Here is a 15,153-nt window from a genome sequence, read left to right as displayed (position 1 = left end):
GCGGTGAATGAAGAGAGAGCAGGTGCGGGAGCGACACAAGGAAGGGCTCATTACGGCGACCCATGTGATCCAGAACCCGGCGAATCCGGGGGAGTGGATCGTGTTTTTCAAGAAAAGCGCCGGTCGCAGTTACTTTCTGGTCGACGATAACGACGAAGTCGAGTCCTTCAACCGGCTCGACGACCTGATCGAGGTTGTACGCGGGCTGGGGATCAAGTTCGCCGAAATTCACATGTAAGGCTATTTACACACGACCACCACGCTACGGGTTTTGTAGTTGCCGACATCGACGCCCAGCGTCTTGTCGTCTTCCTTGGGCGCCGGTGTGCCGTCGGTCCCGACGATGCGGTAACCGGTTCCGGCGCACGATGCGTCCGCCTTTTCATAACAGGTGGCCCAGGAATTGGCTTCGCCGGAGCAGTCGATGCTCAACCCTTGTTCTCCATTGTTCAGGTAGGTGGTCTGCGAGGTGGCGCAGCCGGCCAGGGCCGCGAGCGCAATCAGGGGCAGGAAGCTGATGAAGGGGCGGTTGATCATGGCAATGTCGTCTTCGAGGAGGAGGGGGCTAGACGCTATGACAGCGCCGGCATGAAAAGGTTATAGCGATTGGCCACGTCTTTGTGCGCAGTCCAAAAAAAGCCCTGCGCGAAGGCAGGGCCGGGATTCGTCGTTGCGGATCAGAATTGATCCTTGCCGCGACGCTTCGGTGCCGGAGGCGTGTAATCAAGCACCGCGGCTACTTCAATCGCCATCGCTTCAGTGGGCAACGGGCCGGACACATCTTCGCCGTTGGCGGCGGTGATATGCCACTGGCCATCTTTCCCCTTGGCGACGGTGTACCCATTGATGATTTTTGCTGCGGACATCTAACGGCCTCGTTGGCTGGTTCAAAGGCGCCATGATAACGGTAAATCGGCGATCTGGCGCAGGTCGATGAGGTGTTCCGAGATCTTTGGGCTACGCTGATTGCGCAGCCTCTGCGAGCGGATTGAACTATCCGCCGGAATATTTCTCTATGTTGACATCGGTTAGCCAGTGCGGGGCATTGTAAGGTGCGCTCCGCCTGATTAGACTGCGCCGAAACTCGTACACACAGCCCTTTCAAGGACTTATATGATCAAGAAATGCTTGTTCCCAGCAGCCGGTTACGGTACTCGCTTCCTCCCAGCGACTAAGGCCATGCCCAAAGAAATGCTGCCGGTGGTAAACAAGCCACTGATCCAGTACGGCGTCGAAGAAGCTCTGGATGCTGGCCTGAACGAAATCTCCATCGTGACCGGCCGTGGCAAGCGTGCTCTGGAAGACCACTTCGACATCAGCTATGAGCTGGAAAACCAGATCAAAGGCACCGACAAGGAAAAATACCTGGTCGGTATTCGCAAGCTGCTGGACGAGTGCTCGTTCTCCTACACCCGTCAGACCGAAATGAAAGGCCTGGGTCACGCGATCCTGACCGGTCGCCCGCTGATCGGTGACGAGCCGTTCGCCGTGGTGCTGGCGGACGACCTGTGCGTCAACCTTGAAGGCGACGGCGTGCTGACCCAGATGGTCAAGCTGTACAAGCAGTTCCGCTGCTCGATCATTGCCATCCAGGAAGTCGATCCGCAGGAAACCAGCAAGTACGGCGTGATCGCTGGCGAAATGATCCGCGACGACATCTACCGCGTACACAGCATGGTCGAGAAGCCAAAGCCGGAAGACGCACCGTCGAACCTGGCGATCATCGGCCGTTACATCCTGACCCCGGACATATTCGACCTGATCGAACAGACCGAGCCAGGCAAAGGCGGTGAAATCCAGATCACCGACGCCCTGATGAAACAAGCCCAGAACGGCTGCGTGATGGCCTACAAGTTCAAGGGCAAGCGTTTCGACTGCGGTGGTGCTGAAGGCTACATCGAAGCAACCAACTTCTGCTTCGAGAACTTCTACAAGACTGGCAAGGCTTACTGATAAAGACTGACTGTCTGAAGGTACGTCACACGGTCTGAATAGTTTGACGCTAAAACAAACGCCCCGACATGTTCGGGGCGTTTGCGTTTATGGATGTCGGAAAATTCAGTTTCGGAATGAGTTATTTGAGTTAAGTAAAAAATAATTGCCGCGCTTTTGTCGGTGGTTTGTAACTTCATATTTTCATTTGGTGTTTTGTCTGAAAAATATTCAACTGGCTAACTAGGTGGTTAGTCTTTGTGTTTTCTGGCTTTTGTTCATTTTTTTCTGGCTGAATGTGTGAAAGTATTTCAGGGATACAATATGAAACAAATGCTCTGTTGAACTGTAATGTAACGAAATTATAGAAATGTTTTGTTTTTAAAAGGTGGAAATTCAATTTTCTTAAGTCGTAATATTTTGAGGTCAAGACATGGAGTTCGACGTCATTGTTGTAGGTGCAGGAGCTGTGGGTGGTTCAATCGCGTATGAATTGTCATCGCGAGGTTTGAATGTCTGTCGAGTAGGCGAAACCGATCGTGCGAATGCAGCGTCAAAGGCTGCTGGGGCAATGAACGGATGTTTTGGGGAGGTTACCAACGGATTGCTGGCAAGCGACTTTGGTCGATTGAAGTTGGATATGGACCGGCAGGCTCAGCAATTATGGCCGAGTTGGGCAGAGCGTCTCGCCATATCCTCTCGCAATACAACCTCCCTGTTCACCGCAATGGGCACCCACATTCTGCTCAATACGGCGGGTATGGACGAAGTCGATAGCGTCAACTACGACACCATCGAGAACACTCTGAGTGAGTGCGGCGAACCTTACGAAGTCATTGATCCACGTAAAATGGAGTGGCTCAAGCCCAATCATCTCGTTCGTCCTCTGCGAGGGCTCTACATACCGAACGAACATTCAGTGAATTCCCATCTGTTGCTGGAGAAGCTTGATGCCGCATTTGTCGCTGAAGGGGGCACTCTGAAAAATGAGAATGCCAAGCGAGTATTGGCTGAGGGCGGTGTAGCTACAGGCGTGGAGTTAAGCGGTGGGGACGTGTTATGGGCCCGGAAAGTGATCGTCGCTGCGGGTGTTCATTCTCTGGATCTGTTGAGTGATTTCGACGATGTGGTGAAGAAGATTCCACCGCTCTTCAGCGGGTATGGCGTGTCCATCCTGGTGAAAATGCCGGAGGGCGTCGAGCTGCCAAGCTCCGTCATTCGTACCCCGAACCGTGCGTTTGCCTGTGGGCTGCACTGCGTCCCTCGTGGTGATGGAATCTTATACCTTGGGGCGACCAATATTATCTCCGAGCAGCCGAAGACGCATGCGCTGATTTCGGATGTGCAGTTCTTGCTTGATTGCGCTGTCGATCAATTGAGTCTGGATCTGCATGGTGCTGAAGTTGTTTCCATTCAGGTTGGCAATAGGCCTATTCCGGCCGACGGTTTCCCATTGATTGGTGAGTGCGGCATAGAGGGCCTTTGGCTCGCAACTGGTACTTATCGGGATGGGCTACACCAGTCACCATTGTTGGCAGGCTATATAGCGGACTGTTTGACTGGCATGAAGAATACCGGTCTTGATCTCAGTCCGTTTACTCCAGTGCGTGCTCCGCTGGTCGGATTTGCTCGCGAAGATACTGTAAAGGAAACTGTGCAACAAATGTTTGCCACGGGCTATGAGTATCGTTGGGATATAAAACCTTATTGGTTTCCACTGCTGGATGAAGGTTTGTCGCGCAACTATCAACAATTGATAAATGACTTGCATCCTTCGTTTACTCCGCCACCAGAATTGGTAGCGTTCTCTTATCTATACGAATCAATCCTGAATAAACTCTCCCAATATTATCGGGAGTGGTCATGAGTCTTTCCGAGCGTGAGTGCCTCGCCATTAATCAGGCACGAACTCTGCTACAAGAGTCTGGCGTCTGGAGTCTGGAAGAAGACTTGAGTTGTCTAGTGGATCGCTTTATCGAACGTGCGGATAAAAGTCGGGCACTAGAAGAGTTCATGTTGGCTGTCCATGAGCGCTGCAACCGGATTCCGCTCGGACATATTGTCGGCACGGTGGACTTTGACGAGTTGTCGTTGGTCGTCGGAAGCGGGGTATTCATCCCGCGTCCACACAGCAAAGTCATTCACAAATGGATCGAGAGCAGTGCTGCGCTGCAATCTGGCTCAAGGGTTCTGGACCTGTGTGCAGGAAGCGGTGCAATAGGTCTTGCGATTGCCCAGCGCAGACCTGATCTCGACGTCACTTGCGTAGAGTTTGATCCGATAGCCGTTCAGTATCTCAAACGCAATATCGGTCGCCTGTCCTGCAAGGGCGTACACGCAAGCTACTTACAGGCAGATGTTCGCGACGAGCAGGCGTTTGTGCAATTCGATCAGCATGTCGATCTGATTGTGGCTAACCCTCCCTACGTTCCGCAGGCTCAGGAGCTGCTGCCTGAATGGGGTGAGCATCACCCTCAAGCGTCTGTCTATTCGGGGGCCGATGGTCTTGAGCTGATTCGGCAGATTATTGCTCTTGCTAACCGGTTGCTAGTTCCCGACGGCTGGTTGGTGATGGAACACGGCGAAGATCAGGCTGAAGCGGTGCGTGAATTGTTCAGGTGCGATCATTTGTCTGACGTACGAACAGTGATCGACAAGGACGAGTCCGATGCATCGGGTAGCTCGGTAATGACAATTGGCCGCAAGCCTCAGTGAATTTTGGACAGGAGCTTTAGCAATGGATGTGCAAGTCAAGCAAGACTGGATGAGTATTCGCCGTGGTAACACTACCGCTGCTCTGACAACCGCTTATGAAGAAGGGCTAACAGGTTTTACCGTTGCGAGTCGAACTGGCAAGCAGATCACCCTGCAAGAAGGCGATGTGTACACCGAATTTGTGTCGTGTTCGTATCTGGGATTGGAAACCCATCCTGCACTTATCGAAGCCGCTCATCAGGCGCTCAATAGCTGCGGGCTGCATCTGTCTTCTTCTCGAAGTGCAATGCGCCCCCATTATCTGCCGCAACTCGAAGAACTGCTCTGCCAGGTGTACAAAGGCGGCGCGGTCGCAGTCTTCACTTCCACCAGCAGTGTGCATCTCGGTGTTTTACCTCTGTTGGGCAGCGGTTCATTGGCTGGCTATCCCGTCAGAAAAAGAGTGCATTGGCTGATGGATAAAACCGCCCATGCTTCGATGCAGGTTCTGAGGGGAATTCTGGAGCAGTTCGGTTCTGTTTCCAGAGTTGAGTCGACTGACCCGGAGGCGTTGGCTGTTACGCTGAAAGAATGCTCGAACAGGGGCGAAACCCCAGTGCTTCTGATTGATGGCATTGGTTCGATGAGTGGTTTGGTGCCCATTGCCGAGCTTTCCCGGCAATTAGAGTCTGCGCAGGGATACCTGTATGTAGACGATGCGCACGGTGTTTCGATTGTCGGTCGCCACGGCGCGGGGTACGCGTTTTCTGCGGTAGATCATTCAATGCCAGCAAATATTATTTTGGCCGGATCACTTTCCAAAGCCTTTGGCGGCGCTGGTGGTTTTGTTGTGGTGTCGGATCCGCAGGACGTCGAAATTATCCGGACTTCAGCAAACCCGTTGATCTTCGGTCACTCCATCATGGTGCCGATGCTCGCGGCGAACGTTGCTTCGGCGCAAATCCATCTAACGGAAGAAATCGACGTGCTGCAAAAGCGCCTGTGGGAAAACGTCAGTCTTTTAGATGCTGTCACCGGCAACCAGCTACTTAATGCGGGTATCAAGTCGCCAGTCAGGGGCGCCTTCTTCGAAACCGAGGAGGCCGGATTACTGGCTGCAAAAGCGCTGCGTGACCAAGGCATGCTGCTGTTCCCGGTGTTCTATCCAATCATCGCCAAAGGTAAGGCAATGCTGCGTTTTGCAGTGTCATCTGATCACCGTGAGCAAGAGATCAGGTTGCTTGGAGGCGCCTTGCAGGCGTTGTCGAGAAATGGGATCTGGACTCCCGCTCTAAGCGAGCCAGCTTAACCCTGACCGTCAGATACCTTGCCGAAATTGGCTATTGGAGGTGCATAAATGCAACAACATGGACAGTTATCACAGACAGGAACGTCAAAAATTTTGCAGCCGCTGCGGGAAAGGCTCGACTCGATCAATTTGCAGGTGGTCGACCTGCTCTCGGAGCGCATGAAGCTGTGCATGGGCATTGCCGAACTTAAAGCCGCGCACGGCATAGCGATGATGCAGCCTGGGCGAATCTCCTATGTGCTGGATATGATCAAGGAAAGATCACTGGCAACTGGACTCAGGCCGGAATATGCCGAATCGATCTTCAAGATCATCATTGCGGAGACGTGTACACAGGAAGACATGTTGATCAATCAGCGGTTGAACCGGGGCGTGTCCTCATGAAGATACTGCTGATTGATAACTTCGATTCCTTTACCCAGAACATCGCACAATATCTTTTCGAGGTAACAGGGGTTTGCGCAGACATCGTCAAGAACAGTGTTTCGTACAGCGAGCTCGGAATCGAAAAGTACGACGCAGTGGTGCTGTCACCCGGTCCAGGACATCCCGCCGAACAGGATGATTTCGGTGTTTGCGGTAGCGTCATTTTGCATTCTCCTGTGCCGATGCTCGGCATCTGCCTGGGGCATCAGGGAATCGCGCAATTTCTTGGTGGGGCTGTCGGGCATGCTCCAAGCCCTGTGCATGGCTATCGCAGCCGTATTACGCACTCAGGCAAAGGGCTTTTTCGGGACTTGCCCGAGCAGTTTGATGTGGTCCGGTATCACTCGTTGATGTGTACGAGTCTGCCAGCAGAGCTTCACTGCACAGCCTGGTCCTCTGAGGGCGTGGTGATGGCAATCGAGCACGTTTCCCGGCCGATATGGGGGTTCAATTCCATCCGGAGTCCATTGACTCGGAATATGGGCATGCGCTTCTGAGCAACTTCATACGTATGGCGCTTGAGCACAATGTCAGTGTGAGAAGCCGACTGGAGTCTGATACAGAGTGTGCATCGTCAAAGAGCGCCTATGTCGCTGTGGGAGGCGAGCTGAATATGCAGCTCGCCTACCGAGAACTACCCGAAGGCCTAGATCCCCAAGCGGTATTTTCGTCCTTTTATGCAGATGACCGCTTCGCGTTTTGGCTGGATAGCGAGAAATCGGAAAGACCGAACGCCCGTTACTCGATCATGGGAAGTGGGGAGGGACAGGGGGCCATAAGGCTTGACTACGATGTCACTGGTCAATGCCTGACGCTCGAAGGGCCCAAGGGCAGAAAAAGTATCAAGGGCGACTTTTTTACGCTTGTTGCGCAGATATTCGAAGCCGTTCAGATCGCGACCCCACAATATTTGCCATTCGGATTCAAAGGCGGTTTTGTCGGTTACCTGGGGTATGAACTGAAAGCATTGACCGGCGGGGAAAAGACCTATCGGTCGGGGCATCCGGATGCGGCATTCATGTTTGCGCCGCACTTTCTGGTTTTCGATCATCAGGAAAGCAAAGCTTATCAGTGCATGATCACCGCCACGGGAGAGAAGGGCGTTTGGCCGACGCTGCCTGACGTCGTGGAGCCTGAAGAAAGTCCAACCCTTCATGGCAAGGCATTTACTCCAGGAGCTGTAGATGAACTAAAGCTATCGCTTGACGATGGGGCGGATGATTACATCGCCAAGATCAATCAGTCGCTGCAGTACATCATCGATGGCGAGTCTTATGAGATCTGTCTTACCAATCGGGCAAAAATGAAGTATGACGGCGCTCCATTTAACGCCTACAAGCGAATGCGTCAGGCCAGCCCTGTACCTTATGGAGCCTATCTTTCGTTTGCCCAGTTCTCGGTACTTAGTGCATCGCCGGAGACATTCCTCCGGATCGACGACAGCGGGATGGTCGAATCCCGGCCTATCAAAGGCACCAGACCGCGCAGCAAGCAGCTTTCGGAAGACCGGATGCTGCGTGATGAGCTCCGGGTTTCAACAAAAGATAGAGCCGAAAACTTGATGATTGTTGATCTGGTGCGCCATGACTTAAATCAGGTTTGCCGACCGGGGAGCGTACATGTTCCCGAGATTTTCTCGGTCGAAAGTTTCTCATCGGTGCATCAACTGGTTTCCACCGTTCGCGGGCACCTTCGCTCAGAAGTGGCAACGCTTGAGGCCATTCGAGCCTGTTTTCCGGGAGGTTCCATGACGGGGGCACCCAAGAAACGCACGATGGAAATTATTGACGTGTTGGAATCCTCGGCGCGAGGGATCTATTCTGGCGCTTTGGGCTGGTTATCTTTCAGCGGAGCGGCGGAACTGAGTATCGTCATACGCACGGCTGTTCTGCAGGACGGTGAGGCGACATTTGGTATCGGTGGCGCAATCGTGGCGCACTCTGATCCAAAGCAGGAACTTGAAGAGACTTTAGTCAAGGCAAGCGTACCTTATTACAGTTTTGTCGCAGGGAGCGAAGCATGATGGGCGACACGGTAGTCGTATTGGGTGGCGCGGGGCTGGTGGGATCCCTTGTCGCCCGTATTCTTATGCAATACGGATGCAATGTCCGCGTGGTGGATCGCAGGGCTCCAGAGCAGCCATGTGGTTTTCATGAGGTCGATGTCACAAGTCCGTTAAGTACTACCGGGCACATTTTTCAAGGGGCGAAGGCGGTTGTTTTTGCCCTGCCGGAAAGTGTCGCGATTCGGGCAATTCCTTGGGTTCTAGGGGCTGTGTCGGACGAGGTGGTCTTTATTCCGACCTGCTCTGTTCAAGAACCGTTTTACCGAGCCTTGAAGAGTGCTTCACCCCCACAGCCCTTTGTCGGGATCAACCCGATGTTCTCGCCCAAGCTTTCAGTTCAGGGGCGAACCGTTGCCGTTTGCCTGGACGATGAGGAGTCGCCTACAACCTTCATCGAGCAGTTTCTGCTTGGTGCAGGAATGAAGATCAAGCGAATGGCGCCCGTTGCTCATGACGAGCTGATGGCGCTTTGTCAGGCGCTCCCTCATGCCGCGATTCTTGGCTTTGGCCTGGCGTTGTCCAAGTGCTCGCTGGACCTTGAAAGCGCACTTGAAGTGATGCCACCGCCAATGCGCACCATGATGGCGTTGCTGTCTCGCGTTCTGGTGAATCCGCCCGAAGTCTATTGGGACATTCAGTTGGAGAACGACCACGCCATCAAGCAGCGCGAGGCGTTGGCAGAGGGAATGAGACGCTTGACCGAGAGTGTCCGCAGACAGGATTACGACGGGTTTAGCAACGATCTGCAAGGTGTTTCAAATGCATTAGGCCGCCGTTTGAATTCGGGGGCGGTCGATTGTCAGCACGTATTTTCACTATTGAACTGATCCATATACGCCAGGGAAGTGCGTAGGAAAACGTTTCACGGGGCCATCAAAAATGCCCCGTGAAATTATCTTTGTCTAAGGAGCTTTATCCATGGCATTAACAAATGAGCCTACCCGCGGCAATACATCTAGACGCTGGCTTGGCCTCTGCGTGTTGATGTTGCCAGTGCTGCTGGTGACCGTTGATAACACCGTATTGGGTTTCGCGTTACCCAAAATCGCCGAAGCCTTGCGTCCAACTGCCAGCCAGCAGCTGTGGATGATCGATGCCTATTCGTTGGTTCTCGCAGGACTGCTGGTTTCGATGGGTAGCCTGGGTGATCGGGTGGGGCACCGTAAGTTGCTGCTTATCGGCTCGTTCGGGTTTGTGGTGGTCTCGGTGCTGACCGCATATTCCGAAACATCGATGCAGCTGATTATCGGGCGGGCTTGCATGGGGATTTTCGGTGCGATGTTGATGCCCTCCACGCTGGCATTGATACGTTCGGTGTTTGAGGATCGAGAAGAGCGCAGAGTGGCAGTAGCGATCTGGGCAACGACGCTGACTGTCGGCTCGGCACTAGGGCCTTTGGTGGGAGGGGTGTTGTTGCAGTTCTTTGATTGGGGCGCGATTTTTCTGTTGGCGGTTCCCGTCCTGATTCCATTGTTAGTACTGGGGCCGCTGTTGCTCCCTGAATCAGATCGTGATGCGTCGGGTCCGCTGGACCCGATCAGCATCCTTCAGTCGATGGTCGCACTGGGTTGTATCGTTTACAGCATCAAGCATGGCGCCAGTGAGGGCATTGACGGGATTGTGTTTGGCACCTTTCTGGTAGGTGCACTGGCAGGCTGGATATTCGTACGTCGCCAGTTGCGTCTTCCTGTACCCCTGATGGATATGACCCTGTTCAGCAATGGCGCCTTCAGCGGGTCAGTCCTTATCAATTTGATGAGTCTTGCGTTTCTTGTCGGCTTCGTTTTCTTCACGACTCAGTTTTTGCAGATTGTTCTGCAAATGGCGCCCTTGAGTGCGAGCCTTGCATTGGTGCCGGGGCAAATCATGGCGATTATGGTTGGAATGGCAGTCGTCCCAGTCGCGCAGCGTATGCCGGTGCATGTACTGATACCGATTCTGGTGGCTTTCACCGGTGCGGCCTTTTTGCTGGTGGCCAGCATGGGCAGCAGTCTTGCGGTATTGGTAGTGGCGTTCGCGTTACTCAACATCGGAGTGGGGGCGATCGCTACGGTTTCCAATGATGTGATTTTGTCGGCAGCGCCCCCAGCGAAGGCAGGGGCGGCATCCGCCATCAGTGAAACAGCCTATGAAGTGGGCGTGGTGCTGGGTACGACTCTGCTTGGCGGCCTGGTGACGGCTCACTACCGAGCAGACCTGCAGCTTCCAGCGTTTTTGAGCGATGTTCAGACGATGCTGGCAAGTGAAACGCTGGCTGGCGCTCATCATGTTGCGACGGGGTTGGCGGGGGATCAAGCGCAACAGTTGATGCAGCAGGCGGGAAGTGCATTTGAAGGCGGAATTGCATTGGTATCGTGGCTCGCTTTCGGCCTGGCGCTGATAGCAATTCTGATCGCTAGGCGTACGTTGCGCTTGCCAAAGGTTCAGCCGGCAGAATGTCATTAATCAATGCTAACCGTAGAACCTCCCGGTATTGCCCATCCCCGTGCAGTAGAGACTTGCTCAATAAGCGTCTGCGGGTATGCTGATCGCCTGCCGAGGAGATAGAAATGGCCTACGATTTTGACCTTTATGTGATTGGCGCCGGTTCCGGCGGTGTGCGGGCTGCGCGTTTTGCTGCCGGGTTCGGTGCGAAAGTGGCGGTGGCCGAGAGCCGTTATCTGGGCGGTACTTGTGTCAACGTCGGTTGCGTACCGAAAAAACTGTTGGTGTACGGCGCTCACTTTGCCGAAGATTTCGAACAGTCCTCGGGATTTGGCTGGAGCCTGGGCGAGGCGGATTTCGATTGGGCCACGCTGATTGCCAACAAGGATCGCGAGATCAATCGCCTGAACGGCATTTATCGCAATCTGCTGGTCAACAGCGGCGTGACGCTGCATGAAGCGCACGCCAAGATCGTTGGTCCTCACGAAGTCGAGGTCAATGGCGAGCGATTCACTGCGAAGAATATTCTGATCGCCACCGGTGGCTGGCCGCAGATCCCCGAGATTCCGGGGCATGAGCATGCGATCAGCTCGAACCAGGCGTTCTTCCTCAAAGAACTGCCCAAGCGTGTACTGGTCGTCGGTGGCGGTTACATTGCCGTCGAATTTGCCGGAATTTTCCATGGCTTGGGCGCCAACACGACATTGTTGTATCGCGGGGATCTGTTCCTGCGTGGTTTCGACGGTTCGGTTCGCAAGCATCTGCAGGAAGAACTGACCAAGCGCGGTCTGGATTTGCAATTCAATGCCGACATTGCCCGCATCGACAAGCAATCCGACGGCAGCCTGAAGGCGACCCTTAAGGATGGTCGCGTACTGGAAGCGGATTGTGTGTTCTACGCCACCGGCCGACGTCCGATGCTGGACAATCTGGGGCTGGAAAACACTGATGTGCAACTCGACGACAAGGGCTTCATCAAAGTCGACGAGCAATATCAAACCACCGAGCCGTCAATTCTGGCGCTGGGCGATGTCATCGGTCGTGTGCAGTTGACGCCAGTGGCGCTGGCTGAAGGCATGGCAGTGGCACGGCGCCTGTTCAAACCTGAGCAATACCGCCCAGTGGATTACAAGATGATCCCCACGGCAGTGTTCAGCCTGCCGAACATCGGTACCGTCGGCCTGACCGAAGAAGAGGCGCGGGAAGCGGGTCACGACGTCGTGATTTATGAAAGCCGCTTCCGGCCGATGAAGCTGACCCTTACTGACTGCCAGGAGCGCACGCTGATGAAGCTGGTGGTCGATGGCAAGTCCGACAAGGTGCTGGGCTGTCACATGGTCGGGCCGGATGCTGGCGAGATCGTGCAAGGTCTGGCAATCGCGTTGAAAGCTGGCGCCACCAAGCGTGACTTCGACGACACCATCGGGGTGCACCCGACGGCGGCCGAAGAATTTGTCACGATGCGTACGCCGGTCGGCGCTTAAGTCTTTTTCGGTTGTGCTGCGTCTGGCGCTGCCGCAACGGTGGTGGCCAGGCGCAGACTGTCTTGCGCCTTGGTCAATTCCTTCTCCAATGACTGATTGAGCTGCGATTGCTCGTCGACGTTCTGTTTGAGCGTCTGACTTTCCAGCAGGGCCACGCGCAGGCGTTCCTGGAGGAGGGTGCGTTCGCTGTCGACGCGGGACGCTTGCTCCAGCAATTGATCCTGGCGCTGATTGCTGTGCTTGAGCTGATCCTGCATCAGGCTCAGTTCGCGCACGGTGCCGCGATTTTCGGTCAGCAAGCGCTCGTTGTCGCGGTGCAGCTGGGTGATCTCGTCCTGACGTACCAGCGCGCTTTGCTGCGCCTGGCGCAACTCCATCTGCAACTGCTGCACCTGGGTTTCGTGACGACTTTGTTCCTGCTCGCGCTGTTCCTTGATGGCGTTGCGGTAGTGCTCAAGCGCATCGCGGGCGTGCAGGTGCTTTTCTTCCAGCGAGCGGATCTGCTCGTCCTTGTCCTGCAAGCGCAATTCAAAATCGGCCAGCGCCTGATTCAGCCCGGCGTTGCGGGTCTGTTCGGTCTGCAGCATCGAGCGGGTATCGCTCAGGGCTTCGGATTCCTTGGCCAGTGCTGCGGCCTGAATGTCGTGCTTCTTCTCCAGTTGCGCGTGATCCTGACGAAGCTGATTCAGCTCGTCCTCCAGCGCCTGACGCTGTTGCTCGTACTGCTCGCGCGCCTGATCAATCGGCTCTTGCGCCTGTTCTTTCAGGCGTTGGGCAAGGCGCGTGACTAGGGCGAGGAGTTCATCATCGATGGGCTCTGCCGAAGGATCGGCCGGTTCGCTGCCGTCATCGAGCTCCTTCAGGTAGCGATGAATCGTGGTTTTGGAACCCGTATTGCCCAGCTCGATGCGTACTGCGTCGATGCTGGGGTGTTCGCCACGGGCGAGGATCGCTGTGCGCGCGATCTGAACTACTGCTTTGTTAACACCGCCACGGGCCATATCTGCTCCTACCATTTCGTACTGTGGTACATGCCACCAAGGTACGCAGTGTACCATGTTGAAAATAAAGTGAAACAAGCACCGATAAACGGGCGGGATATACTGGTATTACCCCATGTGAAACCCCTAAAATCGGTTTCCGCACAAACCCTCAGTACGCCGCGAGAAAATCAGCCCATGAGCGATATCGATCGCTATCTGCAAGCCGCCACCCGTGACAACACCCGCCGCAGCTATCGTTCGGCCGTCGAGCATTTCGAAACGGTCTGGGGTGGGTTCCTGCCCGCGACAGCGGACAGCATCGCGCGGTATCTGGTGGCGCATGCCGGCGTGCTGTCGGTCAACACGCTGAAGTTGCGTCTGTCGGCGCTGGCGCAGTGGCACAACAGTCAGGGCTTCGCCGATCCCACCAAGTCGCCGGTGGTGCGCAAAGTGTTCAAGGGCATTCGTGCGCTGCATCCCGCGCAGGAAAAGCAGGCCGAGCCGCTGCAGCTGCGCGATCTTGAGCAGACCGTCGCCTGGCTTGAGCAGGAAATGAAGGACGCTAGAGAGAATCAGGACCGGCCGCTGTTGCTCAGAGCCTGCCGTGATCGGGCTTTAATCCTGCTGGGCTTCTGGCGCGGCTTTCGTAGTGATGAATTGTGTCGGGTGCAGATCGAACACGTGCAGGCGCACGCCGGCAGCGGTATCACCCTTTACCTGCCGCGTAGCAAGGGCGACCGGGAAAACCTCGGTCAGACCTATCAGGCTCCGGCGTTATTGAAGCTATGCCCGGTGCAGGCTTACATCGAATGGATCACCGAAGCGGCACTGGTGCGAGGTCCGGTATTTCGCGCCGTCGACCGCTGGGGCAATCTGAGCGAGGAGGGTTTGCACGCCAACAGCGTGATTCCGTTGCTGCGTCAGGCCCTGGAGCGCGCGGGGATCTCCGCCGAGCGCTACACCAGCCATTCCCTGCGACGCGGCTTCGCAACGTGGGCCCATCAAAGCGGCTGGGATCTCAAATCATTGATGAGTTACGTGGGCTGGAAGGATATGAAGTCCGCCATGCGCTATGTTGAAGCGAGCCCCTTTCACGGGATGGCCCGGATTACGGATAAGCCGCTGTCGCCGTAGATATCGTTTTCTTCTATTAATACCCTCAGCTAATAGCGAAAACAAATCAGCAGCATCAGGTTTGCCAATGAGCCATCCGTCGAGTGACTGGGTAGGATTCACCCATCGAATTCACAACCCTAACGGAGAGTCATCAATGCCTATCATCAACAGCCAAGTAAAACCGTTCAAAGCTACCGCGTTCAAAAACGGCGACTTCGTACAAGTCTCGGACGCTGACCTGAAAGGCAAATGGTCCGTAGTGTTCTTCTACCCGGCCGACTTCACTTTCGTTTGCCCAACCGAGCTCGAAGACCTGGCTGACAACTACGCCGCCTTCCAGAAACTGGGCGTAGAGATCTACAGCGTTTCGACCGACACCCACTTTGCCCACGCTGCCTGGCACAACACTTCGCCAGCCATCGGCAAAATCCAGTACACCATGATCGGCGACCCGACTCAGGTCATCTCCCGCAACTTCGACGTGCTGATCGAAGAAGCTGGTCTGGCGGATCGTGGCACCTTCGTGATCAACCCTGAAGGCCAGATCAAAATCGTTGAACTGAACGATGGCGGCGTTGGCCGTGACGCTTCCGAGCTGCTGCGCAAAATCAAGGCTGCTCAGTACGTTGCTGCTCACCCAGGCGAAGTTTGCCCGGCCAAATGGAAAGAAGGCGAGGCCACTCTGGCTCCGTCCCTGGACCTGGTCGGCAAGATCTAAGT

Annotated in this window: 16 protein-coding genes; 13 read left to right on the top strand and 3 right to left on the bottom strand. The window is 54.9% G+C overall.

Annotation, left to right across the window (positions count from 1 at the left end; translation table 11 throughout):
- Nucleotides 1-7 precede the first annotated feature (7 nt).
- The gene (locus tag LOY31_RS15545; protein WP_258711803.1) at nucleotides 8-238 is read left to right on the top strand and encodes a hypothetical protein; all 231 of its coding nucleotides are present in this window, start codon (nucleotides 8-10) and stop codon (nucleotides 236-238) included.
- Between the two features lie 2 nt (nucleotides 239-240).
- Here LOY31_RS15545 and LOY31_RS15540 read toward each other — a convergent pair whose 3' ends face one another.
- Nucleotides 241-537 (bottom strand): hypothetical protein, encoded by a 297-nt coding sequence (locus LOY31_RS15540; protein WP_127798285.1) that lies wholly within the window; start codon nucleotides 535-537, stop codon nucleotides 241-243.
- Nucleotides 538-677: 140 nt separating this feature from the next.
- Nucleotides 678-866 carry a hypothetical protein gene (locus tag LOY31_RS15535; protein ID WP_258711802.1) on the bottom strand — a complete coding sequence of 63 codons (189 nt, stop codon included), beginning with the start codon at nucleotides 864-866 and terminating at the stop codon, nucleotides 678-680.
- A gap of 247 nt (nucleotides 867-1,113) precedes the next feature.
- Here LOY31_RS15535 and galU point away from each other — a divergent pair, with 247 nt between their 5' ends.
- From galU to gorA, 10 genes are all read left to right on the top strand, one after another.
- Nucleotides 1,114-1,953 carry a UTP--glucose-1-phosphate uridylyltransferase GalU gene (gene galU / locus LOY31_RS15530; RefSeq protein ID WP_007958937.1) on the top strand — a complete coding sequence of 280 codons (840 nt, stop codon included), beginning with the start codon at nucleotides 1,114-1,116 and terminating at the stop codon, nucleotides 1,951-1,953.
- 412 nt (nucleotides 1,954-2,365) lie between these two features.
- Nucleotides 2,366-3,799: an FAD-binding oxidoreductase gene (locus LOY31_RS15525; protein ID WP_221535014.1), complete on the top strand. Its 1,434-nt coding sequence runs from the start codon at nucleotides 2,366-2,368 to the stop codon at nucleotides 3,797-3,799.
- A complete protein-coding gene (locus LOY31_RS15520) occupies nucleotides 3,796-4,647 on the top strand; it encodes a HemK/PrmC family methyltransferase (RefSeq protein WP_221535013.1) in 852 nt (283 codons plus the stop codon). The genes LOY31_RS15525 and LOY31_RS15520 overlap by 4 nt, the downstream gene beginning before the upstream one ends.
- A 22-nt stretch (nucleotides 4,648-4,669) precedes the next feature.
- Nucleotides 4,670-5,935, top strand: a complete 1,266-nt coding sequence (locus LOY31_RS15515; protein WP_221535012.1) for an aminotransferase class I/II-fold pyridoxal phosphate-dependent enzyme — start codon at nucleotides 4,670-4,672, stop codon at nucleotides 5,933-5,935.
- Between the two features lie 48 nt (nucleotides 5,936-5,983).
- Nucleotides 5,984-6,319, top strand: a complete 336-nt coding sequence (locus tag LOY31_RS15510) for a chorismate mutase (RefSeq protein WP_221535011.1) — start codon at nucleotides 5,984-5,986, stop codon at nucleotides 6,317-6,319.
- The gene (locus LOY31_RS15505; RefSeq protein WP_258711801.1) at nucleotides 6,316-6,858 is read left to right on the top strand and encodes an aminodeoxychorismate/anthranilate synthase component II; all 543 of its coding nucleotides are present in this window, start codon (nucleotides 6,316-6,318) and stop codon (nucleotides 6,856-6,858) included. Before LOY31_RS15510 ends, LOY31_RS15505 begins: the two co-directional genes overlap by 4 nt.
- A 116-nt stretch (nucleotides 6,859-6,974) precedes the next feature.
- The gene (pabB, locus tag LOY31_RS15500; protein WP_258711800.1) at nucleotides 6,975-8,384 is read left to right on the top strand and encodes an aminodeoxychorismate synthase component I; all 1,410 of its coding nucleotides are present in this window, start codon (nucleotides 6,975-6,977) and stop codon (nucleotides 8,382-8,384) included.
- Entirely contained in the window at nucleotides 8,381-9,253 is an 873-nt protein-coding gene (locus tag LOY31_RS15495; protein ID WP_258711799.1) for a prephenate dehydrogenase dimerization domain-containing protein, read from the top strand. Before pabB ends, LOY31_RS15495 begins: the two co-directional genes overlap by 4 nt.
- Nucleotides 9,254-9,344: 91 nt before the next feature.
- Entirely contained in the window at nucleotides 9,345-10,871 is a 1,527-nt protein-coding gene (locus LOY31_RS15490) for an MFS transporter (protein ID WP_258711798.1), read from the top strand.
- A gap of 104 nt (nucleotides 10,872-10,975) precedes the next feature.
- Nucleotides 10,976-12,334 (top strand): glutathione-disulfide reductase, encoded by a 1,359-nt coding sequence (gene gorA / locus LOY31_RS15485; protein WP_221535008.1) that lies wholly within the window; start codon nucleotides 10,976-10,978, stop codon nucleotides 12,332-12,334.
- Here the strand turns inward: gorA and LOY31_RS15480 are convergent.
- Nucleotides 12,331-13,335, bottom strand: coding sequence for a DNA-binding protein (locus LOY31_RS15480; protein ID WP_258711797.1), 1,005 nt, complete (start codon nucleotides 13,333-13,335; stop codon nucleotides 12,331-12,333). The genes gorA and LOY31_RS15480 overlap by 4 nt on opposite strands.
- A 177-nt stretch (nucleotides 13,336-13,512) precedes the next feature.
- On the opposite strand from LOY31_RS15480, the gene LOY31_RS15475 reads away from it, so the two are divergent.
- Nucleotides 13,513-14,451: a site-specific integrase gene (locus tag LOY31_RS15475; RefSeq protein WP_221535006.1), complete on the top strand. Its 939-nt coding sequence runs from the start codon at nucleotides 13,513-13,515 to the stop codon at nucleotides 14,449-14,451.
- A gap of 136 nt (nucleotides 14,452-14,587) precedes the next feature.
- Entirely contained in the window at nucleotides 14,588-15,151 is a 564-nt protein-coding gene (gene ahpC / locus LOY31_RS15470; RefSeq protein WP_007958941.1) for an alkyl hydroperoxide reductase subunit C, read from the top strand.
- Nucleotides 15,152-15,153 lie beyond the last annotated feature (2 nt).

Origin of the sequence: Pseudomonas sp. B21-021, from assembly GCF_024749205.1 — a bacterium.
In the GTDB taxonomy this organism is placed as follows: Bacteria; Pseudomonadota; Gammaproteobacteria; order Pseudomonadales; family Pseudomonadaceae; genus Aquipseudomonas; species Aquipseudomonas paraglycinae.
This window is presented reverse-complemented; position numbering and strand designations above follow the sequence as displayed.